Here is a 26,418-nt window from a genome sequence, read left to right on the forward strand (position 1 = left end):
AGACGCCTCCGGCGGGGATATTTGAGGCCGAAAGACATCGCGATCGCTGCCGCTCTGGCGCTGCTGCCCACCGGAGGCTGGGCCGACGCGGCCACGGATTATGCCGAGCATTGCGCATCCTGCCACGCCGAGAACCGGTTGGGCGGCACCGGTCCGGCGCTGATCCCCGAAACGCTGGGCCGGGTGCGCGGTATCGACGAGGTGATCGCGCATGGGCGGCCCTCGACGCAGATGATGGGCTTCGCCGACCAGCTTTCGCCCGAGCGCATCGCCGCGCTGGTTGAGTTCATCAAGGCGCCCCTGGCCGAGACGCCGAGCTGGACCGTGGACGACATCGCGGCCAGCCGCGAGATGGTCGCGGACTACACCCCGGCGGAAAAGCCGGTCTTCACCGCCGATCCCATGAACATCACGCTGGTCGTCGAGACGGGTGACCACCATGTCAGCGTGCTGGACGGCGACACCTTCGACGTGCTCGACCGCTTCGGCACGCCCTATGCGGTGCATGGGGGGCCGAAGTTCTCGCCCGACGGCCGCTATGTCTTCGTCATGTCCCGTGACGGCTGGGTCGAGAAATACGACATCTGGTCCCTGAAGGAGGTCGGCCGTGTCCGCGCGGGCCTCAACAGCCGCAACATCGCCATGAGCCATGACGGCCAGTGGCTCGCCGTCGCCAACTACCTGCCGCAGACACTGACGATCCTGTCCACCGAGACCTTGGAACCTGTGCGCGTCCTCGACGTGGCGGCAAAGGACGGCACCCCCAGCCGGGTCAGCGCGGTCTACCAAGCGCCCGAGCGGAAAAGCTTCATCCTCGCGCTGAAGGACGCGCCCGAGATCTGGGAGGTCGCGACCGATCCCGAGGCGGGCCCCTATTACGACGGCTATGTCCACACCTACGAAAAGGACGCGACCGAGGCCTTCGGCGCGCAGGAGGGGCTGTTCGCCCGCCGCCGCATCCGCACCGAGGAGCCGCTGGACGATTTCTTCTTCGATCCCGGCTACAGGAACCTGATCGGCACCAACCGCGAGGGCACCAAGGGCGTGGTCATCAACCTGACCAGCGGCGGCAAGGTGGCCGAGCTGCCGCTGCCCGGGATGCCGCATCTCGGCTCCGGCATCACCTGGGACCGGAACGGCCACAAGGTCATGGCGACCCCGCATCTGGACGAGGGCGTCCTGTCGGTGATCGACATGACCGACTGGACGCTGGTGAAGCAGATCGAGACCAGCGGCCCCGGCTTCTTCCTGCGCAGCCACGAGACCTCGCCCTATGTCTGGGCGGATGTGTTCTTCGGCCCGCACAAGGACGAGGTCCATATCATCGACAAGCAGACGCTGGAGATCGTCAAGACCGTGAACCCCGCCCCCGGCAAGACCGTGGCCCATACCGAGTTCACGAAGGACGGCAAGTATGCCCTGGTCTCGATCTGGGAGGACGACGGCGCGGTCATCGTCTATGATGCCAAGACGCTGGAGGAGGTCCGGCGGCTGCCGATGAGGAAGCCCTCGGGGAAGTACAATGTCTGGAACAAGATCACCTTCTCGGACGGCACCAGCCACTAGAAGGAACCTGTGGCGGCTGGGGCTGATCCTGTCGCCCTTTGTCTGGGGGGCGGTGGCGATTAACCTGTTCATGCTGGGGCTGATCTCGGCCTCGGTCGGCTGGCCGAGCCTGTCGCCGGTGGCCACGCTGATCGTCGCGGTGCCGCTGACGATCCCCGCGACATGGCTCGCCGCACGCTGGGTCGGCGGGCTGATGGACGAGGCGGAGCGCTAGCGCCCGGCGCTGCGCCGGGCATAGGCCAGCATCGCGCCGATCAGCCGCTTGCGCGCGCCCCAGGGCGGCCGGACAAGGCCGGTGATGGCAAGCCGCGGCTGCACCATCACCGGGCGCTTCTTGGAAAAGCGCGCGAAGTCGTCAAAGCCGTGGTATTCACCGGTCCCGCTGGCCCCGACCCCGCCGAAGGGCAGGTTCAGCTGGCCCACGTGGAACATGCAGTCGTTGAAGGTGACGCCGCCCGACATGGTCCGCGCCAGTACCTCGTCCTGCCGCGCCTTGTCCTCGTCGAAGTAGTAGAGCGCGAGCGGCCTTGGCCTTGCGTTCACGAAAGCCAGCGCATCGTCCAGAGTCGGCGCGGGGATGACCGGCAGGACGGGGCCGAAGATCTCCTCGCGCATGAGGGCACTGTCCTCGGGCGCGTCGAAGACCAGTGTCGGCGGCATGAGGCGGCCGTTCGTCCCGGCAGGCACGGGAGCCAGTTCAACGACGCGGGCGCCGCCTTCGCGTGCCTCGGCCACGAGGCCCTGCAGCCGTGCGAGGTGGCGGTCCGAGATGATCCGCGCGTAGTCGCCGTTCAGACCGTTCGGGAACATGGCCGCGACGGCGCGGCGGGCCTGCGCCTCGAACTCGGCCATGCGCGCGGGCGGGACCAGCGCATAATCGGGCGCGACGCAGGTCTGGCCCGCGTTCAGCAGCTTGCCGGTCATTAGGCGCGGCAGGGCACGGCTCAGGTCGGCGCTGTCGTGCAGGATGGCGGGCGACTTGCCACCCAGTTCCAGCGTGACCGGGGTCAGGTTGTCGGCGGCGGCCCGCATCACCTCGCGCCCGACACGGGTCGAGCCGGTGAAGACCAGGTGATCCAGCGGCAGGCGCGTCAGGGCGCGGGCGACCTCCGCATCGCCGGTTACGACCGCGACCTGCTCGGGCGGGAAGGCTTCGGCCAGCAGCGCGGCCAGCGCCTCGGCCGTATGCGGCGCAAGCTCGGACGGCTTGAGCAGCACGCGGTTGCCGGCGGCAAGCGCATCGACCATGGGACCGAGCGTCAGCAGGACCGGATAGTTCCAGGCGCCGATCACCCCAACCACGCCCAAAGGCTGGAATTCGTAGAACGCCCGTGCCGGCCACAGGAAGAGAGAGGCCGCCACCCGGCGGCGGCGCATCCAGCCGCGCAGGTGGCGACGGGCATGGGCGATCTGGTCGTAAAGCGGAAGCAGTTCCAACAGGCGCGTTTCGGAAGCCGGGCGACCGCCGAAATCGGCATCCACGGCGGCGATCAGTCGGCTCTCATGCGCACGGACTGCGCCTGCGAGTTGCGCCAGAGCATGCCGCCGCCTTTTCAGGTCGGGACGCGGGTCTGCTGCGAAGTGTGCACGCTGGCGCCTGATCATCTCGGCCAAGGTCATTCGCACCTCCGAAGCAGATACATTAAGCGGAAGATCGGAAAAATCGATCTGTTGGGCGATCAATATTACGCGCGGTCAATTTCACTTTAGAACGGAATATTATGAATCAAACAGACCCGAGATTGCAAATAAAAAAGGGTGCCGCATTTGCGGCACCCAGGAGAGGCAGGAGAGAAGCCGATCAGAAGCGGAACGAGGCGTTGAGGCTGAGCGTGTCGAGATCCACGTCGGTGTCCGAGCCCGCACCGTTGTCCACTTCGAAGCTGTTGCGCATCCATTCGGCGCCCAGCATGAAGCGCGGCGTCGCCATGTACTTGACGCCCAGGCCGAAGCCGAGGCCGGTCTCGCTGCCATCTTCTCCGTCGAACTCCAGCTCTCCGCGAGCCAGGCTGATCGCAGCGTAAGGCAGCAGTTGCCCAGCATCGTAACCGGCAAGAAGCTTCGCGCGCAGCAGGTTGCCATCCACGTCGCCAACCAGGTCATCGACGTCGATGCCGCCGATGTCGAAGTCGTCCAGCTTGTCATAGGACAGCTCGGCGCCGCCGACGAAGCGGCCGAAGTCGCGCAGGTAGCCGACATGGACGCCGTAGTTGTCGCCATCGACGTCAATGCCGTCGATATCGGCTTCGGTCTTGCCGTACTGCAGACCGGCATAGAAACCGGTCCAATCGCCGGTGGGCTGTTCGGCCGCGACAACGACCGGGGCGGCAGGTGCCACTTCGACGACCGGGGCGGCATAGCCACCAGCCATTGCAGCGGCAGCGCTGCCGGAAATGAGAGCCGCGAGGAAAGTGGTCTTCATCATCGATAAACTCCGAGGTCCGTTGAATGCAGCTTAATTAGCCCTCCTGTTTCCAATTGTCATTAACCACTTATTAACGGTTTTAAGTTTGTTGCATTTATATCACGAAGGCTGTGGCCCGTCTGCCTCTGCGACCTTGGTCAGAGGCGTGAAGACTGGTGCCGACAGGTCCTTGGCAGCCGTCCGCGTCTTCCCGGACACGCAGCCACAGGCGAGAGCCAGAAGAAGGCCGCGCAAGATCGGAAAGCCCCAGATGCCCTCAAGGGACGTTTCATAGCGTGGAATAGCCCTCCTCAAGCAATTTTATGGCTTGCCCCATCCTTTGCGGATGGTGTTCATTGCCAGGCAAAAGAAAGCCACCTGCCGCTCCACCATACGGAACGCATGTGGAGCAGAGGGGGACAGGGCATGGAACTGGCCGAAGAGCCCGGTGCCGAAGTGGCGCTGGGCGGCATCGAGACGCTGACCGAGCCGAAGAAGGCCGAAGCTTGGATGCGGCCGGTCGAGCTTGTCGCCGCCGCCCTACTGGCGGTGATGATGGCCACGGTCCTGGCCAATGTCGTCTGTCGCTACGTCCTGCACCAGCCGCTGATCTGGGGCGACGAACTCGCCTCGCTGGCCTTCATCTGGATGGCGATGCTGGGTGCGGCCATTGCCGTGGACCGGCACGAGCACCTGCGCCTGACCATCTTCCTGCCGCTGATCCCCGAACGCATCCGTCCCTGGATCGAGGTCGCAGGGCTGGTCGTCACCTGCATCCTTCTGCTGCGCCTGCTGCCCGAGGCCGTCAGTTACGCCTATGAGGAGTCCTTCGTCACCTCGCCGGCGCTGGGACTGCCGATGTCCTGGCGCGCCTCGGCCCTGCCCGCGGGGATCGGGCTGATGGCGCTGCTGATGGTCCTTGCCACCGTCCGCACCCGCAACTGGGGCGCGATCCTGTCCTCGCTGGTGCTGGTCGGGGCTATCGTGGAGCTGTTGTGGGCGGGGAAACCCACTCTTGCCAGCTTCGGCAACTGGAACCTGCCGATCTTCCTCGGGCTGGCCGTGGCACTTCTGCTGGCCATCGGCGTGCCCATCGCCTTCTGCTTTGCCACGGGGACACTCGCGTACCTGACTTTCGCCAGCCATGCGCCCGTCTTCGTGATGATGGGCCGGATCGACGAGGGGATGTCCTCGCTGATCCTGCTGTCGGTCCCGGTCTTCGTGCTGCTGGGCTGCATCCTCGATGAAACCGGGATGGGCCGGGCCATCGTGAACTTCCTCGCCTCGCTGCTCGGACACGTTAAGGCGGGGATGAGCTATGTGCTGCTCGGCTCGATGTTCCTCGTCTCGGGGATTTCCGGGTCCAAGGTGTCGGACATGGCAACGGTGGCCCCGGCGCTGTTTCCCGAAATGCGCAGGCGGGGGCATTCGCCGGCCGAGATAACCGCGCTGCTGGCGACGGGCGCGGCCATGGCCGACACGGTGCCGCCCTCGATCGTGCTGATCGTGCTGGGCTCGGCCGCGGGCGTCTCCATCGCGGGGCTCTTCAAGGCGGGCTTCGTCATCGCCATGGTGCTGCTGCTGGTTCTGGCGGTCCTCGCGCGCTGGAAGGCGCGGGGCGAGGACATGACCGGCGTCCGCCGCGCCCGCCCCGGCATCATCGGCCGCACCCTGCTGGTCGCGGCGCCCGCGCTGGTCCTGCCTTTCCTGATCCGCAGCCTCGTCGGCGGCGGCATCGCCACAGCCACCGAGGTCTCGGCCATCGCCGTGGTCTATGCCTTCCTGATCGGCGTCGTCCTGTACGGCGGCATCCCGCGCAAGCGCATCGTGCCGATGCTGGTGGAAACCGTCGCCATGTCGGGCGCGATCCTTCTGATCCTCGGCACCGCTTCGGCCATGTCCTGGGCGCTGACGCAATCGGGCTTCGCCCGCGACCTGACCGCCATCATGACCGCCCTGCCGGGGGGCGCGGTGATCTTCATGCTGGCCTCGGTCGTGATCTTCCTGATCCTCGGCTGTGTGCTGGAAGGACTGCCCGCCATCGTCCTGCTGGCGCCGATCATGTTCCCGCTGGCCCGCGCGCTGGGGCTGAACGACATCCATTATTCGATGGTGATCGTGACTGCGATGAACATCGGCCTGATGGCGCCGCCCATCGGCATCGGCTTCTACATCGCCTGCAAGATCGCCAACATCTCGCCCGACGCCGTGATGGGGCGCATCTGGCCCTACCTTGTCGCGCTGCTGGTGGGCCTGGGCGTGATCGCCGCCGTGCCCGCCATTTCCACCGCCTTCATCTGAAGCTGATCTCTGGGAGGAGAGAACCCGTGAAAACCAACCGCCGCACCCTGCTGATGGGGGCTGCTGCCCTCGGCCTTGCCGCGCCCTTCATCCGCCCCGGCGCCGCCCGCGCGGCCGAGTTCACCATGAAGCTGGCCAACAACCAGCCGATGACCCACCCCACCAACGTCCGCGCGGCCGAGGCCGTGGCGAAGATCCTCGAGGAATCGGACGGCCGCGTGGACATCCAGGTCTTCCCCTCGAACCAGCTGGGCGCGGACACCGACGTGCTGGGCCAGTTGCGCTCGGGCGGGGTCGAGTTCTTCCTGCTCTCGCCGCTGATCCTGTCCACGCTGATCCCGAACGCCGCCGTCAACGGCGTGGGCTTCGCCTTCCCGAACTACGACGCCGTCTGGTCGGCCATGGATGGCGAGCTTGGCGCCTATGCCCGGTCGCAGATCGAGGCGGGCGGGCTGATCGTGCAGGAGAATATCTGGGACAACGGCTTCCGCCAGACCACCTCGTCGCGCGGCCCGATCACCACGCCCGCAGATTTCGAGGGGATGAAGATCCGCGTCCCCGTCTCGCCGCTCTGGACCTCGATGTTCACGGCCTTCGGCGCGGCGCCGACCTCGATCAACTTCGCCGAAACCTATTCGGCGCTGCAGACGGGCATCGTGGACGGGCAGGAAAACCCGCTGGCGATCGTCTCGACCTCGAAGATGGCCGAGGTGCAGAAATACTGCTCGCTGACCAACCACATGTGGGACGGCTTCTGGATGCTGGGCAACCGCCGCGCCTGGTCCGCGCTGCCCGAAGACCTTCAGGCGATCGTCTCGAAGAACTTCAACGAGGCGGGCATGGCTCAGCGCCAGGACGTGATGGCGCTGAACGAGTCCCTGCGCGGAGAGCTTGAGGCCGCCGGCATGGCCTTCAACGAGGTCGATCCCGCGCCCTTTGAGCAGAAGCTGCGCGAGGCGGGCTTCTATGCCGAGTGGAAGGGCAAGTTCGGCGACGAGGCCTGGGCGATTCTGGAACGCTCGGTCGACCGGGCGCTGGCCTGACATGGTGGTGCAGGCGCCCTTTCCCGCGACCGGTCCCGCCCTTCCGGGCGGGGCGCAGGCCGTGGACCGGGCGCTTGCGCTGCTGGCCGCCGTGGGCCGCGCCCCGCCCGAGGGGGCGTCCCTCTCCAGCCTGGCGCAGGTGGCGGGGGTGGCCAAGCCCACCGCCCGGCGCCTGCTGATCTCGCTGATGGGGGCGGCCCTGGTCGAACAGGACGCGGGCACGCGGCTTTACCACCTAGGCGCGGGCGCCTTCCTGCTGGGCCTGCGCGCCGGGCGTCGCCACGACATGGCCGAACTGGCGGCCGACTGTGTAGCGCGGCTGGCGCGGGACAGCGGCGACAGCGCCTTCCTGCTGGTGCCACAGGGGGACGAGGTCGTCTGCCTGATGCGCGAGGAAGGCGCCTTCCCCATACGCACCCATGCCCTGCTGGCGGGCGACCGCAACCCGGCGGGCGTGGGCGCGGGCGGGCTCGCCCTGCTGGCTGCCCTGTCGCCCGAGGAAGCCGCGGCCACCCTGGACCGCGTCGCGCCGGCCACTGCCGCCCGGATGGGCGAGGCCGCGGCACATCTGCCCGCCGACGTGGCGCTGGCGCGGGAGCAGGGCTTCGCGCTGAACCCGGGCCGGGTCGTGCCGGGAAGCTGGGGCGTGGCGGTCCCGGTGCTCTGGCCCGATGGCCGGCCCGCCGCCGCGCTGACCATCGCCGCCATCGACAGCCGCATGGGCCCGGCGCGCCAAGCGGAACTCGTGCGCCTGCTGCGGGCCGAGACCGCGCTGATCGAGGCGCGGCTCGCCCGGCCCCTCACCCCCGGCGCAAGCCCCGCGCCGCAACCGACGCTTCGCACCCCGAGAGGATAACTGATGACCGAGCCGCTGATCGTGGGCTGGGCCCACACCCGCTTCGGCAAGTCCGAGGCCCCCGACACCACCGCCCTGATGGCCGAGGTTGCAGGCCCCGCGCTGGCCCATGCCGGCGTGTCAGCGGACCAGGTCGACGGCATCTTCGTCGGCGTCTGGAACAACGGCTTCTCGCGGCAGGATTTCCAGGGCGCTCTGGTGGCGATGGGGACGCCGGAACTGGCGGGCGTGCCCTTCATGCGGACGGAAAACGCCTGCGCCACCGGCTCGGCCGCGCTTTACGCGGCGGCCGACTTCATCGCCTCGGGGCGCGGCCGGGTCGCGCTGGTGATCGGGGCCGAGAAGATGACCGCGACCCCGGTCTCCGAAGTCGGCGACATCCTTCTGGCCGCCAGCTACGTCCCCGAGGAGGCCGACGTGGAAGGCGGCTTCGCGGGCGTCTTCGGCCAGATCGCCAACACCTATTTCCAGCGCCACGGCGACCGGTCCGAGGAACTGGCGATGATCGCCGCCAAGAACCACGAGAACGGCACCCGCAACCCTTACGCCCATATGCAGAAGGACTTCGGGGTCGAGTTCTGCAACACGCCCTCGGACAAGAACCCGCGCGTGGCAGGGCCGCTCAGGCGCACCGACTGCTCGCTGATCTCGGACGGGGCGGCGGCCATCGTGCTGGCGGATGCCGAGACGGCGGAAAGCCTGTCCCGCGCCATCCGCTTCCGCGCCCGGGCCCAGGCGGGCGACGTGCTGGCGCTGTCCCGCCGCGATCCCATCGCCTTCGAGGGCGCACACCGCGCCTGGGCACAGGCGCTGGATCAGGCGGGGGTCCAGATCATGGACCTCGACCTCGTGGAAACCCATGACTGCTTCACCATCGCCGAGATGATCGAATACGAGGCGATGGGCCTCGCCGCCCCCGGCGAGGGCTGGAAGGTCGTGCGGGACGGCACCACGCGGATGGGCGGCGCGCTGCCGGTGAACCCCTCGGGCGGGCTCAAGTCGCGCGGTCATCCCATCGGGGCCACGGGCGTTTCCCAGCACGTCATGGCCTGCCTGCAACTGGCGGAGGAAGCGGGCGAGATGCAGGTGCCGGGCGCGAAACTGGCCGGTGTCTTCAACATGGGCGGCGCGGCCGTCGCCAACTACTGCTCGATCCTCGAGAGGGTGAAATGAACGACGCGACCCTGCCCCTAGCGGGCACCGCCGCGACGGCCCTGCCGGTGTCCACGCGGGTGATGAACCTCGCCACCTTCCTGACGCAATCCGCCCGCCGCCTGCCCGAGGAAATCGCGCTGGTCATGGGTGATCGCCGCTGGACCTGGGCCGAGTTCGAGGCCCGCACCGATGCCTTGGCTGCCGCGCTTCAGGACCGGCTGGGCCTGAAGAAGGGCGACCGGGTCCTCTGCCAGTCGCAGAACTGCCCCGAGATGATGCAGGCCATGTTCGCGGTCTGGCGCGCGGGCGGCGTCTGGGTGCCCGCGAACTTCCGCCAGACCCCCGAGGAGGTCGCCTATCAGGTGCAGGCCTCGGGCGCCGTGGGGCTGGTCTGCAACGCGGCCTTCCCCGATCACGCAGCAGCCTGCGGCGATCTGGGCTTCACGCTGACGATCGGCGGCAATGCCTTCGGCACCTCGCTGGAGGCACTGACCGAGGACTACATGGGCCAGCGCCCACGCGTGGCGGTGGTGGATCGTGACGATCCCTGCTGGTTCTTCTTCACCTCGGGGACCACGGGGCGGCCCAAGGCATCCGTCCTGACCCACGGGCAGATGGCCTTCGTGGTCACAAATCACCTCGCGGACCTGATGCCGGGACTGACGCCCGAGGATGCCTCGCTGGTCGTCGCGCCCTTGTCGCATGGGGCGGGCGTCCACCAGCTGACGCAGGTCGCGCGCGGGGTAAAGACCGTGCTGATGCCGTCCGAGAAGTTCGACGTCGAGACCGTCTGCGCCCTGATCGCGGAATGGCGCGTCTCGACCATCTTCACGGTTCCCACGATCCTCAAGCTGATCGTGGAACATCCGGCGGCGGCCACGGCCGACCTCTCCTCGCTGCGCTATGTCATCTACGCGGGCGCGCCGATGTACCGCGAGGACCAGAAGCGCGCGCTGGAGGTGCTGGGCCCGGTGCTGGTCCAGTATTTCGGCCTGGGCGAGGTCACGGGCGCGATCACCGTCCTGCCGACCTGGCTGCACAGCGCCACCGACGACGGCCTGACCGGCACCTGCGGCTTTGCCCGCACGGGGCTTGAGGTGCAGGTGCAGGACGACAGCGGAAACGAAGTCGTCCCCGGCGAGACGGGCGAGATCTGCGTGACCGGCCTCGCCGTCTTCGCGGGCTACTGGAACAACCCCAAGGCAAACGCGGAATCCTTCCGCAATGGCTGGTTCCGCACGGGCGACCTCGGCCACATGGACGCGCGCGGGTTCTTCTACATCACCGGTCGGAAGTCGGACATGTTCATCTCGGGCGGCTCGAACGTTTATCCGCGCGAGGTCGAGGAGAAGATCCTGACCCACCCCGCCATCAGCGAGGTCGCCGTGCTGGGGATGCCCGATCCCCTGTGGGGCGAGGTCGGCTGGGCGGTCTGCGTGCCCCGACAAGGCGCCCAGGTCACGCCCGAGGACCTGGCCGCGCATCTCGACGGCAAGCTTTCGCGCTACAAGCTGCCGCGCCGCTTCGTGATGTGGGACGCGCTGCCGAAGTCGGCCTATGGCAAGATCACCAAGAAGATGATCCGCGAGGAGTTGGAACGGCGCGAGTTGTCCGGGGACGCGCAGGCATGACCCTGGACGCAGCCTGGGCCATGCCCCGGACCTCCCAGCCCTCGGGGGCAAAGACCGCGCGCATGGTCCACCCCGGACCGCCCGCGGCAGAGCGGGTGCAGGCGGCGCGGACACGGCTGGTACCGGTCGCGGGCACCCTGCGGGCAGGCGAGACGGTGATGGCCGGGGTCGCCCGGCTGTTCGCCGAGGCGGGCTGTCCGGGAGGCGTGGTCTTCCTGGACGGCGTGACCTGCGACCCAATGCGCTATGTCCTGCCGGCCCTGTCCCGAGATGCGTCGCACGCGGCATGGTATTCGGACACCTACGCCCCCGAAGGGCCGGTGCGGATTGAGTGTGCCACGGCCAGCGTCGGCCAGCGCGACGGCGCGGCATTTCTGCATTGCCACGGCATCTGGGGCGCGGGCGAAAGCAGGGCCATGGGGCACCTGCTGCCCTTTGACAGCGTGGTCGCACAGGATGCACCCGTGACCGGAATCGGCGCGCGGGATGCCTGGTTCGACTCGCGCCCCGATGCCGAAACGAACTTCACCCTGTTCCAGATTTCAGGCGGCCAGCCCGGCACCCATGGCCTTCTCGCCCGCATCGCGCCGGGCGAGGATGTCGTGACCGCCGTCGAGGCCCTCTGTGCCGATGCAGGCTGGACCGAGGCGCGCATCCACGGCCTCGGCAGCATCGACCATATTTTGTTCACCGACGGCACCCGCGTCGATTGTCTTGCGACTGAACTGCGCTTTGCGGGTGCTCGGGTCGAGGGCGGCCGCGCGCATCTGCCCATCGATGTCGTGGACATCGACGGCGCCATTTCTCACGGCGTGCTGGCGCGCGGGGCGAACCCCGTGGGTGTGACGCTGGAACTTCTGATCGAACCGACCAAGGACAGAACATGACCACCAAAGTCGCCCTCGTCACCGGCGCCGCGCGCGGCATCGGCCTTGCCGCCACCGAGATCTTCCTGGAACGCGGCTGGCAGGTCGCCATGGTGGACCGGGACGGGGACGAACTGGCCGCCGCCTCGGGCACGCTGCAGGGCGTCCATCCCATCGTCGCCGACGTCTCGATCCCCGAGCAGGTTGAGCAGATGCGCGAGCAGGCACTGACCCGCTTCGGCCGCATCGACGCCCTGGTCAACAACGCGGGCGTGGCGCTGTTCGCCCGCGCCGAGACGGTCTCCTTCGAGCAGTGGCGCGAGGTGATGGCCACGAACCTCGACGGCGTGTTCCTGTGCACCCAGGCGCTGACCCCGGCGCTGGCCGAGACAAAGGGCGCGATCGTCAACATCGCCTCGATCTCGGGGCTGCGGGCGTCCACGCTGCGGGTGGCCTACGGCACGTCGAAGGCCGCTGTCATCCACCTGACCAAGCAATATGCCGCCGAGCTGGGCGAGATGGGCATCCGCGTGAACTGCATCGCCCCCGGCCCGGTCCGCACCAAGCTCGCGATGGCGGTCCATGCGCCGGAAATCATCGCGGCCTATTACGACGCGATCCCGCTGAACCGTTATGGCGAGGCGCGCGAAATCGCAGAAGGCATCGTCTTCCTGTGCTCGGACAACGCGAGCTTCGTCACGGGCCAGACCCTCGCCGTGGACGGCGGCTTCGACGCGACGGGCGTGGGCCTGCCCGCGCTGCGCCGGGACGACTGAGGGCTCAGGCCCGCTGGTATTGCGAGGCCGCGATCAGGTGGCGGGTATAGGCGTTCTGTGCCCGACCCGCCCGCAGGTCCGCGACCTCCAGCCGGTCCACGATCTCGCCTGCCTGCATCACTGCCAGCCGCTGGCAGAGGTGCCCGATCACGGCGAGGTCGTGGCTGACCATCAGGTAGGTCAGCCCGCGATCCGCGCGCAGGTCGGTCAGCAGGTTCAGGATCTCGGCCTGCACCGACACGTCCAGCGCCGAGGTCGGCTCGTCCAGCAGCAGAAGCTCGGGTTCCCCGGCGAGCGCCCGGGCAATGGCGACGCGCTGGCGCTGGCCACCCGACAGCTGGTGGGGATAGCGGAAGCGGAAGCCGCGCCCCAGCCCCACGTCGTCCAGCAGGCGCACGATCCGGCGGTCGATGTCGTCCATGCCCTGCAGGGTCAGCGTCTCGGCCAGCACCCGGTCCACCGTGTGGCGGGGGTGCAGGCTGGCATAGGGATCCTGGAAGACCATCTGCACGCGGCGGTGGAAGGCGGGGCTGCGGCGGGCGCCCGACAGGGTCTCGCCCGCGACGGCGACCCGGCCCGACCAGTCGGGGGCAAGGCCCGCGATGGCGCGCAGGACCGTGGACTTGCCGGACCCGGATTCGCCCACCAGCCCGAAGCTTTCGCCCCGTTGCACCCCAAGGTCCACGCCGCGCACGGCGTCCACCCGGTCGGGCGGATGGCCGAACCAGACGCGCAGGTCCGCAACTGACAGGATAGGCGCGCTCATCGCAGGCCCCCGGGCAGGGCCTCGGTCATCGAGGCATCGACCAGCGGCCCCTCGCGCCATTCCTCGGCCCGTTCCAGCACGGGCAGGCGCTCCACCGGCGCGTCCAGCCGCGGCAGGCTGTTCAGCAGCCCCTGCGTGTAGGGATGGCGCGCCGCGTGCAGGTCGCGGGCGGCCAGCGTTTCCACGATGCGCCCCGCATACATGATCAGCACCCGGTCGCAGAACTGCGCAACAAGGTTCAGGTCGTGGCTGATGAAGATCAGCCCCATGCCCCGGTCGCGGACAAGGTCGTCCATGATCCGCAGCACCTCGGCCCGCACGGACACGTCCAGCGCCGAGGTCGGCTCGTCCGCGATCAGGATCTCGGGGCCGGCGGCCAGCATCATGGCGATCATGATGCGCTGGCCCATCCCGCCCGACACCTCGTGCGGATAGGACTGGTAGACCCGCTCGGGGTCGCGGATGCGGACGGCTTCCAGCATCTCCAGCGCCTTCAGGCGCGCAGCCGCGCGGCCCGCGCCGCTGTGCAGGCGGTAGGCCTCGACGATCTGATCGCCAACGCGCATCACGGGATTCAGGCTGAACTTGGGGTCCTGCATGACCATGGCGATGCGGCGGCCCCGGATCTTGCGGCGCTCGCGTTCGGGCAGGTTCAGGATGTCCTGCCCGCCCAAGGTCAGCGCCTGCGCCGTCACTCGCCCCGGTGGGCGGACAAGGCCCAGGATCGCGCGGCCGGTCATCGACTTGCCCGAGCCGCTTTCGCCCACCACGCCCAGCCTTTCGCGGCCAAGGTCGAAGGAGACGCCGCGCACGGCCTCGAACACCCCCTGCCGGCTCGGGAAGGTGACCCGCAGGTCGCGAACGGACAGAAGCGCGCTCATTCCCCGGCCCCTTTGGGGTCCAGCACGTCGCGCAAGCCGTCGCCCAGGAAATTGAAGGCGAGGCTGACGAGGAAGATGGCGATCCCCGGCATGGCCGCGACCCACCAGTGGTCGAGGATATAGGTCCGCCCGTCCGAGATCATGGCCCCCCATTCCGGCGCGGGCGGCTGCGCACCAAGGCCGAGGAAGCCCAGACCCGCCGCCGACAGGATGATCCCCGCCATGTCCAGCGCGACGCGAACGATCAGCGAGGACAGGCACAAGGGCCAGATGTGCAGGATCAGCAGCCGCGGCGCCGAAGCGCCCTGCATCCGGGCCGCGGCGATGAAGTCGGCGTTGCGGATGGTCAGCGTCTCGGCCCGCGCAAGCCGCGCGTAGGGTGGCCAGCCGGTCAGGGCCAGCGCAAGGACGGCGTTGGTGACGCTGGGGCCAAGCGCGGCCACGAAGGCCAGCGCGAGGATCAGCTTGGGAAAGGCCAGGAAGATGTCGGTGATCCGCATAAGGACCTGATCCACCCAGCCGCCCGCGAAACCCGCGACCGTTCCGATCAGCAGCCCGATCAGGGGCGAGATCAGCGCGACCGTGCCGACGATGAACAGCGTGATCCGCGAGCCCCAGATCAGCCGCGACAGGATGTCCCGGCCCAGCGCGTCGGTCCCCAGCCAATGTTCCGCCGAGGGCGGCTGTAGCCGGTCGGCCAGGTCCTGCGCAAAGGGGCTTTGCGGCGCGATCCAAGGGGCGAAGATCGCGGTTCCCACCAGCAGGACCAAGATCACCAAGCCCAGCAGGGCCAGGTGGTTGGACCGGAATACCAGCCACCCCTGATAGAAGGCCCCCAGCCGCGCCTGCCGCCGGGTCTGGGGCGCATCCGTCAGAAGCCAGTCGCGCAGGGAAACGTCGCTCATTTCGACCTCGGGTCGAGGACGCGGTACAGGATGTCGGACAGAAGGTTCAGCACCACGAAGCAGGTGCCGACCACGACCGTGCCGCCCAGCACCGCGTTCATGTCGCCCGCCAGCAGCGCCTTGGTGATGTAGCTGCCGATGCCGGGCCAGCTGAAGATGATCTCGGTCAGGACGGAGCCTTCCAGAAGCGAGCCGAAGCTCAGCGCGATAACGGTGGTCAGCGGGATGGCGATGTTGCGGAAGGCATGGCCCCAGACGACGCGCCATTCCGGCAGGCCCTTGACCCGTGCCGTGGTGATGTATTCCGCCGACAGCTGCTCCAGCATGAAGCTGCGCGTCATGCGGCTGATATAGGCGAGGCTGAAGTAGCCCAAGAGGCTCGCGGGCAGGATGATGTGGCTGAAGGCGTCGCGGAAGGCGGGCCAGTCGCCCGCAAGCGCCGTGTCCAGCAGCATCAGGCCGGTGCGGGTGTCCACCATGCCGTCGAACAGGATGCCCTGCCGCCCCGGCCCGCCGACCCATCCGAGGATGCCGTAGAAGACCAGAAGGCCCATCAGCCCCAGCCAGAAGATCGGCACCGAATAGCCGACCAGCGCCACGACGCGCGCGACCTGATCGATCCAGCGCCCCCGGTTGGCGGCCGCGACCACCCCCAGCGGCACGCCGATCACGACGCCGATCAGCGTGCCGAGGCTTGCCAGTTCCAGCGTGGCGGGAAAGACGCGGCGCAGGTCCTCGGCCACGGGATGCCCGGTCGAGATCGAGCGGCCGAAGTCGCCCCGCAGCACGTCCCCGATATAGGTCAGGAACTGGACGATCAGCGGCTGGTCGAGGCCCATGGCCTGGCGCGCCGCCTCGTACTGGGCCTGGGTCGCGCGTTCGCCCACGACCTTCAGCACCGGGTCGATCGGCATGACCCGCCCGATGATGAAGGTCACCAGCAGCAGCCCCAGCATCGTCAGGACCAGCGACAGAAGCACGCCGCCCGCCCCGCGCAGCCGCCGCCAGGCGGGGCTGCGGGGACGGGGCTGCGGCCCCGGCACTTGGGCGGTGTTCAGGCTCACCGGATCACTCGCCCTTGGTGACCTGCTTGTAGGGCGCGCTGATGACCGAGCCGCCGGTGGACCAGTTCTGCACGTTGGCCTGCATCCCGTCCCGCGCGACGCGCTGGAACAGCGGGATGATCGGCGCTTCGGCCTGATAGCGTTTCTGCAGGTCCACATACATCTGGCGGCGCTTCTCGGTGTCCTGTTCCACGACCGCGGCCTCGACGGTGGCGTTCATATCGGCGGGCACCGCGTAAGCGTTGCGCCAGGCCAGGATGCCGGTCAGCCCCGCGTCATCCGCGTTGTTCGGGTTATAGGCAAAGGTCCCCGCGTTGGTCTGCGGGTCGGCATAATCGGGGCCCCATTCGCCCAGGAAGATCGGAACCTGCCGCGCACGGTAGGCGTCCAGCACCTGCGCGCCCGTCATCTGCTCGATCTCCAGCGTCAGGCCGACCTGGGCCATCGCGTTCTGCAGCGACTGCGCCACGTCCAGGTATTCGCGGATGTCGCGCACCTTGGTCGTGACGGTGCCGCCGTTGATGCCGGCGTCGGTCAGGATCTGGCGGGCCTTCTCGATGTCATAGGTCCAGGGGTTCTCTTCCAGCGCGCCAAGGTAGCCCTCGGGCAGGAAGGCCTGGTGCGTCTTCCACTGGCCCTTCAGGAAAGAGGCTTCCATCCCGGCGTAATCGACCAGGTATTTCATGGCCTCGATCACGGGAGGCTGGGACAGCAGCGGGTCCTTCTGGTTCAGGCCCATGTAGAGGATGCGGCCCTTCAGTTCCTCGCTGAACTTGATCTCCGGGTTGCCCGCCAGGGCGTCCACGTCGGTGGGCGTCAGGTTGCGCGCCACGTCGATGTCGCCAGCCTCGAGCTGAAGGCGCTGGGCGCTGGACTCCTGCACGTTGCGCACGATCACCCGCTTCATCGCGGGCGCGCCGCCCCAGTAGGTCTCGTTGGCGACAAGCTGGACGACCTCGTTCGGGCGCCACGCGGCCAGGCTGTAGGGGCCCGAGCCCGCGCCGTTGGTGGACAGCCAGGTGTTGCCCAGGTCGTCGCCCTGCGCGTTGGCCATCGCCGTTTCCTTGTCGATCACGGCGGCATTGCTGGCAGCAAGGCAGTTCAGCACGAAGGACTGCGCATAGGGCTTGTCCAGCCGGATGGTCAGCGTACGCCCCTCGGCCGTGATCATCTGGTCCACGTTCTCGGGCGTGAAGCCGAACTGGGTCAAAATGAAGGCCGGTGCCTTGTTCAGCTTGACCACGCGCTGCAGCGACCAGGCGGCGTCCTCGGCGCGCACCGGGTTGCCCGACTGGAAGGTCACGCCCTCGCGCATGGTCAGCGTCAGGGTCAGCCCGTCCTCGCTCATCTGCCAGCTTTCGGCGAGGCTGGGCTGGTAGCCCTTGGACAGGTCCAGCGCGTCGAAATCGACCAGCCGGTCATAAAGGTTCTGGGTAACGTCGTTGCCCGAGAACTCGAAGCTCTGCGCGGGGTCGAGGCTGATGATGTCGTCGATCTGGGCAGCAACCACCAGCGTGTCGGCGGGGGTTTCGGCGTAAGCCGCCGGGGCAAGCGCAAGCGCCGAGGCCAGCAGCAGCGCGCGGGCGGAGAACGAAAGCGTCATGGTCCTGATCCTGTCGGTTCTGGCGCCGCTCCTCGTCCTTGGGCCGCGGGCAAGCGCATGGGATTGCTGGCCGGTTCGTCCGGCTCTGCGCCGTTGGTGCGCCATCCTGCCCCGCGACGCAAGCATCACGATGGCGCAACCCGAAGGCACCCGCCCGTGTTGTCCGTCAGACGGATGCGGGGGACGACAATGACGCCAAGATGGCCCGAGCGACTGTGGATCGTGCGGCATGGCGAAAGCGCGGGCAACGTGGCGCGCGACTTCGCCTATCAGCAGGGCCTGCCCCGGATCGACCTGACGGGCCGGGACGTGGACGTGCCGCTTTCCCCCCTGGGCGAACAGCAGGCCCGTGCATTGGGCCACTGGTTCTCGCAGGGGAAGGAGGAAGGGCGGCCGAACGTCGTCCTCGCCTCGCCCTATCTCCGGGCGATGGAAACGGCGCGCCTGTTCCGCGAGGCCGGGGGCTGCCCGGAGGGCACCCGCATCCACCTGGACGAGCGGCTGCGGGAAAAGGAATTCGGCATCCTCGACGGCCTGACCGGCCTCGGCATCCGCGCGGAACACCCTCAGCAGGCCGAGCTGCGCGCCAGCCTGGGCAAGTTCTACCACCGTCCGCCGGGGGGCGAGAGCTGGTGCGACGTGATCTTCCGCCTGCGCGCGCTGATGGACACGGTCGGGCTGCATCACGGCGGCTGCCGGGTGATGATCGTGGCCCATCAGGTCGTCGTCCTCTGCCTGCGCTACGTCATCGAGGGGCTGACGGAACAGGAGATCCTCGCCATCGACCGCGCAGGGGACGTGGCCAACTGTTCCATCACCGAATACCGTTGGGAAGCCGGCGAGGAAGGCACCGACGGCGGCATGGCGCTGGTCCGCTACAACGTGACCGCGCCGATGGAGGCCGAGCATACCCCCGTCACGCGCGAGCCCGACGCCATCGTAGGGAACCGGGGATGACCGAGGCACAGGTTCTCGACGCGGCCTGGCTGCGCCGGCATCCCCTGCCGGTCCACCCCGAGGACACCGACAAGAACAGCCGCGGCCGGCTGATGCTGGTGGGCGGCTCGCTTCTGGTGCCGGGGGGGCTGACGCTGACCGCGACCGCGGCCTTCCGGGCAGGGGCGGGAAAGGTGCAGATCGCCCTGCCCGAGCCCCTGGCAATCCCCACCGGCATGGCCATGCCCGAATCCGGCATCTTCGCCCTGCCCACCGGCCCGGACGGAGAGATCGCCGACTGCAGCCCCATCATGGACAAGCTCGCCCCCTGCGACTGCCTGGCGCTGGGCCCCGCCGTGGGCACGACCGAGGCCGGGGGCGTGATCCTCGACAGGCTGCTGCCCCATGCGGGCGGCGCGCCCGTCATCATCGATGCGGCTGCCGTCTGCGCCGGGATCGACCGGCAGGACGCCATCGCCGCCCTGCCCGGCGGCGCGATCCTGACCCCGCATGTGGGCGAGATGGCATTGCTGACCGGCATTCCCGCCGAGGAGATCGAGGCCGACCGCGACAAGGTCGCGCTGGAGCAGGCCGAACGACTGCGGGCGGTGGTGCTCATCAAGGGCGCGACCACCGTGATCGCCAGCCCCGACGGCGAGCTGATCGTCTATGGCGGCGGCGGCGTGGGGCTGGCGACGGGCGGATCGGGCGACGTGCTGACCGGGATCATCGCGGGCCTCTGCGCGCGGGGGATGCCAGCCTGGGAGGCGACCTGCTGGGGCGTCTGGCTGCATGGCGAGGCGGGACGGCGGCTGGCCGAGCGGCTGGGGATGATGGGCTTCCTTGCCCGCGAACTGCCCGGCGAGGTGCCGAGCCTGATGCGCGGGATCTAGACGCGGGGCCGCGAGGCCTAGCTGAAAAAGCCGCTTCCCTGCCCTTGCAGCCGGGGCGCGGGCGGGGGATGTGTCCTCGCATCGGCCAGCACCGGGCGTTTCCCTTGGCTGGCGGCACAAGCGAAAGGATCCTCGGATGTCAGGCTTCACCCCTCACGGCAAGCACCTGGTCGGCGGCGAATGGGTCGCGGGCGAGGCGACGTTCCAGTCGAGCCCCGCGCATGGCCCGGCACATGACTTCGCGGTGGGCACCCCCGATCTGGTCGCCCGCGCCTGCGCCGCCGCCGCCGGGGCCTTCGACGCCTATGCGGCGACCACGCGCGAGGAACGCGCCCGCTTCCTCGAAGCCATCGCCGACGAGATCGACGCCCGCGCCGAGGCCATCACTGAAATCGGCACCCAGGAATCCGGCCTGCCCGAAGGCCGCCTGCAGGGCGAGCGTGGCCGCACCACCGGCCAGCTGCGGCTGTTTGCCGAACATATCCGCAAGGGCGACTACCTCGACCGGCGCCTCGACGCGGCCCTGCCCGACCGCGCCCCGGCCCCGCGCCCGGAACTGCGGATGATCCAGATGCCCATCGGCCCGGTCGCGGTCTTCGGCGCCTCGAACTTCCCGCTGGCCTTCTCTACGGCGGGCGGCGACACGGCCGCCGCGCTGGCGGCGGGCTGCCCGGTCGTGGTCAAGGGCCATTCCGCCCATCCCGGCACCGGCGAGATCGTGGCCGAGGCGATCCTTGCCGCCATCGAGAAGACCGGGATGCCCAAGGGTGTCTTCTCGCTGATCCAGGGCGGCAACCGGAAGGTGGGCGAGGCGCTGGTGACCGACCCGCGCATCAAGGCCGTGGGCTTCACCGGCTCGCTGCAGGGGGGCCGGGCTCTGTTCGACCTCTGCGCCCAGCGCCCCGAGCCGATCCCCTTCTTCGGGGAACTGGGCTCGGTGAACCCGATGTTCGTCCTGCCCCAGGCGGCCGCCGCGCGGGGCGAGGAGATCGGCAAGGGCTGGGCCGGGTCGCTGACCATGGGCGCGGGCCAGTTCTGCACCAACCCCGGCATCGCCGTGGTGATGGACGGCCCCGAGGCCGACCGGATCATCGCCGCCGCCCGCGCCGCGCTGGAACAGGTCGCGCCCCAGACCATGCTGACCGACGGCATCGCTCAGGCCTATCGCCAAGGCGTGGACCGCATGGCCAAGTCCAACGCGGTGAAGCCGGTGCTGACCACCGACAGCGCCGAGCGGAACGCCTCGCCCAACCTTTACGAGACCACCGCCGACGCCTTCCTGGGCGAGGACGACCTGGCCGAGGAGGTCTTCGGGCCGCTGGGACTGGTCGTCCGCGCAAGCTCGCCCGAGGACATGGAGCGGATCGCCCGCGGCTTCCCCGGCCAGCTGACCGCGACGCTGCATACCGATCCCGAAGACGCCGATCTCGCCCGCCGCCTGCTGCCGATCCTGGCGCAGAAGGCCGGCCGCGTGCTGGCCAACGGCTTCCCGACGGGGGTCGAGGTCGCCGATGCGATGGTCCACGGGGGACCCTACCCGGCCTCGACCAACTTCGGCGCGACCTCGGTCGGCACACTGTCCATCCGCCGCTTCCTGCGGCCGGTGTCCTTCCAGAACCTGCCCCCCTACCTGCTGTCGGGCGACCTGGCGGGCTGAAACGAAAAAGGGCCGCCCTCGGGGCGGCCCTTGCCTTTCGGCGATTCAGCGCGAGGTCAGGCGCTCGAACTGGTTGGCGGTCAGATAGCCCGTCGCGTTCAGGTCATTGGCCCGCTGCCAGGCCGCGATCGCGTTGCGGGTCCCGCGCCCGAAGACGCCGTCCACGCCGCGCGTGTCGAAGCCGCGCCGCGTCAGCCCGGCCTGCACGGCCGCGCGCTGCTGGCGGCTGAGGTTCAGCACCCCCTCGGCCCGCGCAGGGGCCCCGTCCGCAGCCGCGCCCGTGTTCGACGCCGAGCCGCTTGCGGCAGGCGCGCGCCCTTGCAGGATCTCGGTCGCCTGTGCCGAGGTCAGGGTGCCGGTCTGGGGATAGTTGCGGTCGCGCTGCCACAGCGAGATGGCGCGGCGCGTGCCGGGGCCGAAGCTGCCATCCAGTCCGTTGGTGTTGTAGCCGAGCGCGTTCAGGCGGCGCTGGATGGCGACACGCTGGTCGGCCGACAGCGAGGCACTGCCCGCACTCGACTGGCTGCCGGTGGTTGCCACGGTCCCGCCCAGCCGCCGCACGCGCTCTCGCGCCTGTTCGGCATAGGCGCCGTTGGGAAACTGGCGCAGGTAGGACTGGTAGGCCGACAGCGAGTTCGTCTGCTGCGCCTGCGCGAAGGCGGCGCGGTCCTGTTCCTGCTGCAGATACTGCCGGGCGATGCCGCCCACGATCTCGCCCACGTCCTGCGCCTGCACGGGCGCGGCAAGAAGAACGGCCGCCAGCGCCGTGGAAATCATCGTCCTGACCATCAAGGTTCCCTTCTTTCCTGTGGCGCCTCGGGCGGTGCACGGGCGCGAAGCTGATGCCCCTTGGCCGGGGCGGCCGAGGATTATAGCGCCAAGGGTGCCATCCGGTTCCCGCAACCCTGGAGCTGCCCTTTCCCAAACGCTTAAACTTGCAGCGGGAATTCTGCCCTGTCCGCTTGCGGGCGCTTGCCAGCGGAACGCGCATTGGACAGTCTGCGCGGCGGAGGAACGGGGCTGCGCGGCAAGGACCGCGCAAGACACCCAGACAAGGGAGGAAGAACATGGCGAGGTTTTTCGCATCGGTCGCGGTCGCGGCCCTGCTGGGCGTGCCGGCCTGGGCCGAGGTTTCGGACAACAAGGTCAGGATCGGCATCCTGAACGACCAGACGGGCGTTTATGCCGATTTCGGGGGCTTGGGCTCGGTCGAGGCCGCGAAGATGGCCGCCGAGGAGTTTGGGGGCACGGTTCTGGGCGCGCCTGTCGAGATCGTCTCGGCCGACCACCAGAACAAGCCGGACATCGCCAGCAACATCGCGCGCCAGTGGTATGACACCGAGCAGGTGGACGCGATCATGGAGCTGACCACCTCGTCGGTCGCGCTGGCCGTCCAGGCGCTGAGCGCCGAGAAGAAGAAGATCAACCTTGTCACGGGGGCGGCGACGGCGGACCTGACGGGCAAGGCCTGCTCGCCCTACGGCTTCCACTGGGCCTATGACACCCATGCGCTGGCCGTGGGCACCGGGGGCGCATTGGTCGAGGACGGGGGCGACAGCTGGTTCTTCCTGACCGCCGACTATGCCTTCGGCTATTCGCTGGAAGAAAACACCGGCGCCGTGGTCAAGGAAAAGGGCGGCACGGTGGTGGGCTCGGTCCGCCATCCGCTGGCGGCAACCGATTTCTCGTCCTTCCTGCTGCAGGCGCAAAGCTCGGGCGCCAAGGTCGTGGGACTGGCAAACGCGGGGCTGGACACCCAGAACGCCATCAAGCAGGCGGCCGAGTTCGGCATCGTGCAGGGCGGCCAGCGCATGGCGGGGCTGCTGTTCACCCTGGCCGAGGTGCACGGGCTGGGGCTGGAAACGGCGCAGGGGCTGACGCTGACCGAAAGCTTCTACTGGGACCGCACGGAAGCCAGCCGCGAATTCGCCAACCGCTTCAAGGAACGCACGGGCAAGATGCCCAACATGGTGCAGGCCGGCACCTATTCGGGCGTGCTGCATTACCTCAAGGCCATCGAGGCCGCCGGCACCGACGAGACGGAAGCCGTCGCCGCGAAGATGCGCGAACTTCCCGTCAGCGACGCCTTCGCGGAAAGCGGCCGGGTCGGGCCGAACGGGCGCATGATCTCGGACGTCTACCTGATGGAGGTGAAGACCCCCGCCGAAAGCAAGGGCGAGTGGGACTACTACACCGTCAAGGCGACCATCCCGGGCGACCAGGCCTATATCGACCCGGCGAAAGCGGGCTGCCCGCTGGTGCAATAGAACGACCCTGCAGGGCCGGGCATCCCCGGCCCTTTTTCATTCGCACAATTCATCGTCCGAACGTCTTGCTTCGCACATGAACTGCGGCAATCATCCGGCTCGGAGAGAACAGAAAGGGCGCAAGCAATGCGCCGCCCCGCGGCCGGCGGCCCGGGGAGAATCGGGAGGACGACATGAAGTTTCTGTATGTCACCGCCGCCACGGCGGCGCTGCTGGCTGGTACGGCCACGGCGCAGGAAGTCTCGGACGGCAAGGTCAAGATCGGCATCCTGAACGACCAGTCGGGCGCCTATTCGGCGCTGGGCGGACTGGGCTCGGTCGAGGCCGCGAAGATGGCTGTCGAGGAAGCCGGCGGGACCGTTCTGGGCATGCCGGTCGAGATCGTCGCGGCCGACCACCAGAACAAGGCGGACGTGGGCTCGTCCATCGCCCGCGAATGGCTGGATGCCGGGCAGGTGGACGCGATCATGGACCTGACCACCTCGTCGGTGGCGCTGGCCGTGCAGACCCTGGCGGGCGAGCGCAACAAGGTGACCATGATCACCGGCGGCGGCACGACGGAACTGACCGGCAAGGCCTGCACGCCCTACAGCTTCCACTGGGCTTATGACACCCATGCGCTGGCCGTGGGCACCGGCAGCGCCGTCGTGGCGCAGGGCGGCGACAGCTGGTTCTTCCTGACCGCCGACTATGCCTTCGGCTATTCGCTGGAAGAAAACACCACCAAGACCGTCGAGGCTGCGGGCGGCCAGGTGCTGGGATCGGTGCGCCACCCGCTGAACACGACCGACTTCTCGGCATTCCTGCTGCAGGCCCAGGCCTCGGGCGCCAAGGTGGTCGGCCTCGCCAGCGCCGGGACCGACACCCAGAACGCCATCAAGCAGGCGGCCGAGTTCGGTCTGACCCAGGCGGGCCAGAACATGGCCGGTCTGCTGCTGATGATCTCGGACGTCCACGGTCTGGGTCTGCAGGCCGCGCAGGGTCTGTACCTGACCGAGTCCTATTACTGGGACCGCGACGACCAGTCGCGCGACTTCGGGAACCGCTACAAGGAACGGACCGGCGCGATGCCGACCATGGTCCAGGCGGGCACCTACTCGGCGGTGCTGTCCTATCTCAAGGCGATCGAGGCCGCGGGCAGCGACGATGCCGCCAAGGTGTCCGAGCAGCTCAAGAGCATGACGATCAACGACGCCTTCGCCCGCAACGCGACCGTGGCCCCGAACGGCCGTCTCATGAGCGACGTCTTCCTGATGCAGGTGAAGTCGCCCGAGGAAAGCAAGGGCGAGTGGGACTATTACCATGTCCGCGCCACGATCCCCGGTGCCGAGGCCTACATGAACCCGGCCGAGTCGGGCTGCCCGCTGGTCACCGGATGACGGACGTCCCGCATGACGACGAACCGCGGGTGGTGCTGTCCGCCCGCGGTCTGGGCAAGGACTTTTCCGGGTTCACGGCCGTCAACAACGTGAACCTGGATGTCCATCACGCCCGTATCCACGCATTGATCGGCCCCAACGGGGCCGGCAAGACCACCGTCTTCAACCTTCTGACCAAGTTCCTGCAGCCCACGCGCGGGCAGATCACGCTTCTGGGCACCGACATCACCAAGATGAAGCCCGACGCGGTGGCCCGCATGGGGCTGGTGCGGTCCTTCCAGATTTCCGCCGTCTTCCCGCACCTGACGGTGCTGGAGAACGTGCGCGTCGCCCTTCAGCGCCCGGCCGAGCTGCATGTGCAGTTCTGGCGCTCGCTCGGGGCCTTGGACGTGCTGAACGGCCGCGCCGAGGTGCTGATCGACGAACTGGGCCTGACGCCCTGGCGCGACGTGCGCGCCGCCGATCTTTCCTATGGGCGCAAGCGGGTGCTTGAGATCGCGACCACGCTGGCGCTCGACCCGCAGGTGCTGCTGCTGGACGAACCGATGGCCGGCATGGGGCACGAGGACGTGCATACCGTGGCCGAGATCATCCGCGAGGTCGCCCGCCACCGCGCCGTGCTGATGGTGGAACACAACCTCTCGGTCGTGGCCGACATCTGCCACCACGTGACCGTGCTGCAGCGGGGCGAGATCCTGGCCGAGGGCGATTACGCCACCGTCGCCGCCGACCCGCGCGTCCGCACCGCCTACATGGGGACCGAAGCATGAGCGCGCTTCTGAACGTGGCCGGGCTGAACGCCTGGTATGGCGAAAGCCACGTCCTGCATGGCGTGAACATGCATGTGAGCGAGGGCGAGACGGTCTGCATCCTGGGCCGCAACGGCATGGGCAAGACCACGACCCTGCGCTCGATCATGGGCATCGTGCGCAAGCGGACGGGCCAGATCACCTTCGCGGGCCAGGATGTGCTGGCGATGCCGCTGCACCGCACCGCGCGGGCGGGCCTGGGCTTCGTCCCCGAGGAACGCGGCATCTTCGCGACGCTGTCCGTGGACGAGAACCTGATGCTGCCCCCCGTTGTGGCGCCGGGCGGCATGACGCTGGACGAGATCTACGCGCTGTTTCCGAACCTCAAGGAACGCCGCAACAGCCCCGGCACCAAGCTGTCGGGCGGCGAGCAGCAGATGCTGGCCATGGCGCGCATCCTGCGCACCGGCGCGCGCTGCCTGCTGCTGGACGAGCCGACCGAGGGGCTGGCCCCCGTCATCATCGACGCGATCGGCGCGGTGCTGCGCGAACTCAAGGCGCGCGGCATGACCGTGGTGCTGGTGGAACAGAACTTCCGCTTCGCGTCCAAGGTCGCGGACCGCTTCTATGTCATGGACCATGGCGTGATGACCCACGAATTCCCTGTCGGAGAGCTGAACGCCCGCATGGACATGCTGCACGAAACGCTGGGGGTCTGAG

Annotated in this window: 24 protein-coding genes; 16 read left to right on the forward strand and 8 right to left on the reverse strand. The window is 68.6% G+C overall.

Features of this window, described 5'->3' with window-relative positions; genetic code table 11:
* The first annotated feature begins 21 nt into the window (after window positions 1-21).
* Together BLQ03_RS06130 and BLQ03_RS19115 are read left to right on the forward strand one after the other, a co-directional pair.
* Complete coding sequence (locus tag BLQ03_RS06130; protein WP_425415720.1) at window positions 22-1,566, forward strand: cytochrome D1 domain-containing protein; 1,545 nt, start codon at window positions 22-24, stop codon at window positions 1,564-1,566.
* Window positions 1,567-1,618: 52 nt separating this feature from the next.
* Window positions 1,619-1,780 carry a hypothetical protein gene (locus tag BLQ03_RS19115; protein ID WP_342672007.1) on the forward strand — a complete coding sequence of 54 codons (162 nt, stop codon included), beginning with the start codon at window positions 1,619-1,621 and terminating at the stop codon, window positions 1,778-1,780.
* Here BLQ03_RS19115 and BLQ03_RS06140 read toward each other — a convergent pair.
* Both BLQ03_RS06140 and BLQ03_RS06145 read right to left on the reverse strand, forming a co-directional pair.
* Complete coding sequence (locus BLQ03_RS06140) at window positions 1,777-3,186, reverse strand: coniferyl aldehyde dehydrogenase (RefSeq protein WP_090753919.1); 1,410 nt, start codon at window positions 3,184-3,186, stop codon at window positions 1,777-1,779. The genes BLQ03_RS19115 and BLQ03_RS06140 overlap by 4 nt on opposite strands.
* A gap of 181 nt (window positions 3,187-3,367) precedes the next feature.
* Window positions 3,368-3,991, reverse strand: a complete 624-nt coding sequence (locus BLQ03_RS06145) for an outer membrane protein (RefSeq protein WP_245688696.1) — start codon at window positions 3,989-3,991, stop codon at window positions 3,368-3,370.
* Window positions 3,992-4,396: 405 nt separating this feature from the next.
* Here BLQ03_RS06145 and BLQ03_RS06150 point away from each other — a divergent pair, with 405 nt between their 5' ends.
* The 7 genes from BLQ03_RS06150 to BLQ03_RS06180 are packed head-to-tail and all read left to right on the forward strand — an operon-like array spanning window position 4,397 to window position 12,598.
* Window positions 4,397-6,271 carry a TRAP transporter large permease gene (locus BLQ03_RS06150; protein WP_090753921.1) on the forward strand — a complete coding sequence of 625 codons (1,875 nt, stop codon included), beginning with the start codon at window positions 4,397-4,399 and terminating at the stop codon, window positions 6,269-6,271.
* Between the two features lie 26 nt (window positions 6,272-6,297).
* Window positions 6,298-7,314: a TRAP transporter substrate-binding protein gene (locus BLQ03_RS06155; RefSeq protein ID WP_090753923.1), complete on the forward strand. Its 1,017-nt coding sequence runs from the start codon at window positions 6,298-6,300 to the stop codon at window positions 7,312-7,314.
* 1 nt (window position 7,315) lies between these two features.
* The gene (locus tag BLQ03_RS06160; protein WP_090753925.1) at window positions 7,316-8,170 is read left to right on the forward strand and encodes an IclR family transcriptional regulator; all 855 of its coding nucleotides are present in this window, start codon (window positions 7,316-7,318) and stop codon (window positions 8,168-8,170) included.
* Between the two features lie 3 nt (window positions 8,171-8,173).
* On the forward strand, window positions 8,174-9,343 hold the full coding sequence (locus BLQ03_RS06165; protein ID WP_090753927.1) for an acetyl-CoA acetyltransferase: 1,170 nt from the start codon (window positions 8,174-8,176) through the stop codon (window positions 9,341-9,343).
* Window positions 9,340-10,956 (forward strand): acyl-CoA synthetase, encoded by a 1,617-nt coding sequence (locus tag BLQ03_RS06170; RefSeq protein WP_090753929.1) that lies wholly within the window; start codon window positions 9,340-9,342, stop codon window positions 10,954-10,956. Before BLQ03_RS06165 ends, BLQ03_RS06170 begins: the two co-directional genes overlap by 4 nt.
* Window positions 10,953-11,843 carry a DUF296 domain-containing protein gene (locus BLQ03_RS06175; RefSeq protein ID WP_245688697.1) on the forward strand — a complete coding sequence of 297 codons (891 nt, stop codon included), beginning with the start codon at window positions 10,953-10,955 and terminating at the stop codon, window positions 11,841-11,843. Before BLQ03_RS06170 ends, BLQ03_RS06175 begins: the two co-directional genes overlap by 4 nt.
* Window positions 11,840-12,598, forward strand: coding sequence for an SDR family NAD(P)-dependent oxidoreductase (locus BLQ03_RS06180; RefSeq protein ID WP_090753932.1), 759 nt, complete (start codon window positions 11,840-11,842; stop codon window positions 12,596-12,598). The genes BLQ03_RS06175 and BLQ03_RS06180 overlap by 4 nt, the downstream gene beginning before the upstream one ends.
* 4 nt (window positions 12,599-12,602) lie before the next feature.
* On the opposite strand, the gene BLQ03_RS06185 is transcribed toward BLQ03_RS06180, so the two are convergent.
* The 5 genes from BLQ03_RS06185 to BLQ03_RS06205 are packed head-to-tail and all read right to left on the reverse strand — an operon-like array spanning window position 12,603 to window position 17,817.
* Complete coding sequence (locus tag BLQ03_RS06185; RefSeq protein WP_090753933.1) at window positions 12,603-13,364, reverse strand: ABC transporter ATP-binding protein; 762 nt, start codon at window positions 13,362-13,364, stop codon at window positions 12,603-12,605.
* Window positions 13,361-14,245 carry an ABC transporter ATP-binding protein gene (locus tag BLQ03_RS06190; protein WP_090753935.1) on the reverse strand — a complete coding sequence of 295 codons (885 nt, stop codon included), beginning with the start codon at window positions 14,243-14,245 and terminating at the stop codon, window positions 13,361-13,363. The genes BLQ03_RS06185 and BLQ03_RS06190 overlap by 4 nt, the downstream gene beginning before the upstream one ends.
* Window positions 14,242-15,150, reverse strand: coding sequence for a nickel transporter permease (nikC, locus tag BLQ03_RS06195; RefSeq protein ID WP_090753937.1), 909 nt, complete (start codon window positions 15,148-15,150; stop codon window positions 14,242-14,244). Before nikC ends, BLQ03_RS06190 begins: the two co-directional genes overlap by 4 nt.
* Complete coding sequence (locus tag BLQ03_RS06200; protein WP_425415721.1) at window positions 15,147-16,214, reverse strand: ABC transporter permease; 1,068 nt, start codon at window positions 16,212-16,214, stop codon at window positions 15,147-15,149. The genes nikC and BLQ03_RS06200 overlap by 4 nt, the downstream gene beginning before the upstream one ends.
* Before the next feature lie 4 nt (window positions 16,215-16,218).
* Window positions 16,219-17,817, reverse strand: coding sequence for an ABC transporter substrate-binding protein (locus tag BLQ03_RS06205; protein WP_090753939.1), 1,599 nt, complete (start codon window positions 17,815-17,817; stop codon window positions 16,219-16,221).
* 189 nt (window positions 17,818-18,006) lie between these two features.
* Between BLQ03_RS06205 and BLQ03_RS06210 the strand changes: the two genes are divergently transcribed.
* The 3 genes from BLQ03_RS06210 to BLQ03_RS06220 all read left to right on the forward strand — a co-directional run bounded on the left by BLQ03_RS06210 (window position 18,007) and on the right by BLQ03_RS06220 (window position 21,303).
* Window positions 18,007-18,774: a histidine phosphatase family protein gene (locus tag BLQ03_RS06210; RefSeq protein WP_090753940.1), complete on the forward strand. Its 768-nt coding sequence runs from the start codon at window positions 18,007-18,009 to the stop codon at window positions 18,772-18,774.
* Window positions 18,771-19,646: an NAD(P)H-hydrate dehydratase gene (locus BLQ03_RS06215; protein ID WP_090753941.1), complete on the forward strand. Its 876-nt coding sequence runs from the start codon at window positions 18,771-18,773 to the stop codon at window positions 19,644-19,646. The genes BLQ03_RS06210 and BLQ03_RS06215 overlap by 4 nt, the downstream gene beginning before the upstream one ends.
* Window positions 19,647-19,782: 136 nt before the next feature.
* The gene (locus tag BLQ03_RS06220; RefSeq protein ID WP_090753942.1) at window positions 19,783-21,303 is read left to right on the forward strand and encodes an aldehyde dehydrogenase (NADP(+)); all 1,521 of its coding nucleotides are present in this window, start codon (window positions 19,783-19,785) and stop codon (window positions 21,301-21,303) included.
* Window positions 21,304-21,348: 45 nt separating this feature from the next.
* Here the strand turns inward: BLQ03_RS06220 and BLQ03_RS06225 are convergent, their stop codons facing one another.
* Entirely contained in the window at window positions 21,349-22,092 is a 744-nt protein-coding gene (locus BLQ03_RS06225) for a peptidoglycan-binding domain-containing protein (RefSeq protein ID WP_090753944.1), read from the reverse strand.
* Between the two features lie 278 nt (window positions 22,093-22,370).
* Between BLQ03_RS06225 and BLQ03_RS06230 the strand changes: the two genes are divergently transcribed.
* The 4 genes from BLQ03_RS06230 to BLQ03_RS06245 all read left to right on the forward strand — a co-directional run bounded on the left by BLQ03_RS06230 (window position 22,371) and on the right by BLQ03_RS06245 (window position 26,417).
* Window positions 22,371-23,570 (forward strand): ABC transporter substrate-binding protein, encoded by a 1,200-nt coding sequence (locus BLQ03_RS06230; RefSeq protein ID WP_090753946.1) that lies wholly within the window; start codon window positions 22,371-22,373, stop codon window positions 23,568-23,570.
* A gap of 173 nt (window positions 23,571-23,743) precedes the next feature.
* Window positions 23,744-24,949: an ABC transporter substrate-binding protein gene (locus BLQ03_RS06235; RefSeq protein WP_090753947.1), complete on the forward strand. Its 1,206-nt coding sequence runs from the start codon at window positions 23,744-23,746 to the stop codon at window positions 24,947-24,949.
* Window positions 24,946-25,719: an ABC transporter ATP-binding protein gene (locus BLQ03_RS06240; protein ID WP_090753948.1), complete on the forward strand. Its 774-nt coding sequence runs from the start codon at window positions 24,946-24,948 to the stop codon at window positions 25,717-25,719. Before BLQ03_RS06235 ends, BLQ03_RS06240 begins: the two co-directional genes overlap by 4 nt.
* A complete protein-coding gene (locus tag BLQ03_RS06245; RefSeq protein WP_090753950.1) occupies window positions 25,716-26,417 on the forward strand; it encodes an ABC transporter ATP-binding protein in 702 nt (233 codons plus the stop codon). The genes BLQ03_RS06240 and BLQ03_RS06245 overlap by 4 nt, the downstream gene beginning before the upstream one ends.
* The last annotated feature ends 1 nt before the right edge of the window (window position 26,418 follow it).

Source organism: Paracoccus chinensis (assembly GCF_900102885.1).
In the GTDB taxonomy this organism is placed as follows: domain Bacteria; phylum Pseudomonadota; class Alphaproteobacteria; order Rhodobacterales; family Rhodobacteraceae; genus Paracoccus; species Paracoccus chinensis.

Coding starts and splice junctions, on each gene's coding strand:
- BLQ03_RS06185 (WP_090753933.1), bottom strand. CDS start 13,364: ATGAGCGCGCCTATCCTGTCAGTTGCGGACCTGCGCGTCTGGTTCGGC.
- BLQ03_RS06215 (WP_090753941.1), top strand. CDS start 18,771: ATGACCGAGGCACAGGTTCTCGACGCGGCCTGGCTGCGCCGGCATCCC.
- BLQ03_RS06175 (WP_245688697.1), top strand. CDS start 10,953: ATGACCCTGGACGCAGCCTGGGCCATGCCCCGGACCTCCCAGCCCTCG.
- BLQ03_RS06220 (WP_090753942.1), top strand. CDS start 19,783: ATGTCAGGCTTCACCCCTCACGGCAAGCACCTGGTCGGCGGCGAATGG.
- BLQ03_RS06225 (WP_090753944.1), bottom strand. CDS start 22,092: ATGGTCAGGACGATGATTTCCACGGCGCTGGCGGCCGTTCTTCTTGCC.
- BLQ03_RS06245 (WP_090753950.1), top strand. CDS start 25,716: ATGAGCGCGCTTCTGAACGTGGCCGGGCTGAACGCCTGGTATGGCGAA.
- BLQ03_RS06235 (WP_090753947.1), top strand. CDS start 23,744: ATGAAGTTTCTGTATGTCACCGCCGCCACGGCGGCGCTGCTGGCTGGT.
- BLQ03_RS06160 (WP_090753925.1), top strand. CDS start 7,316: ATGGTGGTGCAGGCGCCCTTTCCCGCGACCGGTCCCGCCCTTCCGGGC.
- BLQ03_RS06180 (WP_090753932.1), top strand. CDS start 11,840: ATGACCACCAAAGTCGCCCTCGTCACCGGCGCCGCGCGCGGCATCGGC.
- BLQ03_RS06230 (WP_090753946.1), top strand. CDS start 22,371: ATGGCGAGGTTTTTCGCATCGGTCGCGGTCGCGGCCCTGCTGGGCGTG.
- BLQ03_RS06140 (WP_090753919.1), bottom strand. CDS start 3,186: ATGACCTTGGCCGAGATGATCAGGCGCCAGCGTGCACACTTCGCAGCA.
- nikC (WP_090753937.1), bottom strand. CDS start 15,150: ATGAGCGACGTTTCCCTGCGCGACTGGCTTCTGACGGATGCGCCCCAG.
- BLQ03_RS06145 (WP_245688696.1), bottom strand. CDS start 3,991: ATGATGAAGACCACTTTCCTCGCGGCTCTCATTTCCGGCAGCGCTGCC.
- BLQ03_RS06210 (WP_090753940.1), top strand. CDS start 18,007: ATGACGCCAAGATGGCCCGAGCGACTGTGGATCGTGCGGCATGGCGAA.
- BLQ03_RS06165 (WP_090753927.1), top strand. CDS start 8,174: ATGACCGAGCCGCTGATCGTGGGCTGGGCCCACACCCGCTTCGGCAAG.
- BLQ03_RS06170 (WP_090753929.1), top strand. CDS start 9,340: ATGAACGACGCGACCCTGCCCCTAGCGGGCACCGCCGCGACGGCCCTG.
- BLQ03_RS06150 (WP_090753921.1), top strand. CDS start 4,397: ATGGAACTGGCCGAAGAGCCCGGTGCCGAAGTGGCGCTGGGCGGCATC.
- BLQ03_RS06205 (WP_090753939.1), bottom strand. CDS start 17,817: ATGACGCTTTCGTTCTCCGCCCGCGCGCTGCTGCTGGCCTCGGCGCTT.
- BLQ03_RS06190 (WP_090753935.1), bottom strand. CDS start 14,245: ATGAGCGCGCTTCTGTCCGTTCGCGACCTGCGGGTCACCTTCCCGAGC.
- BLQ03_RS06240 (WP_090753948.1), top strand. CDS start 24,946: ATGACGGACGTCCCGCATGACGACGAACCGCGGGTGGTGCTGTCCGCC.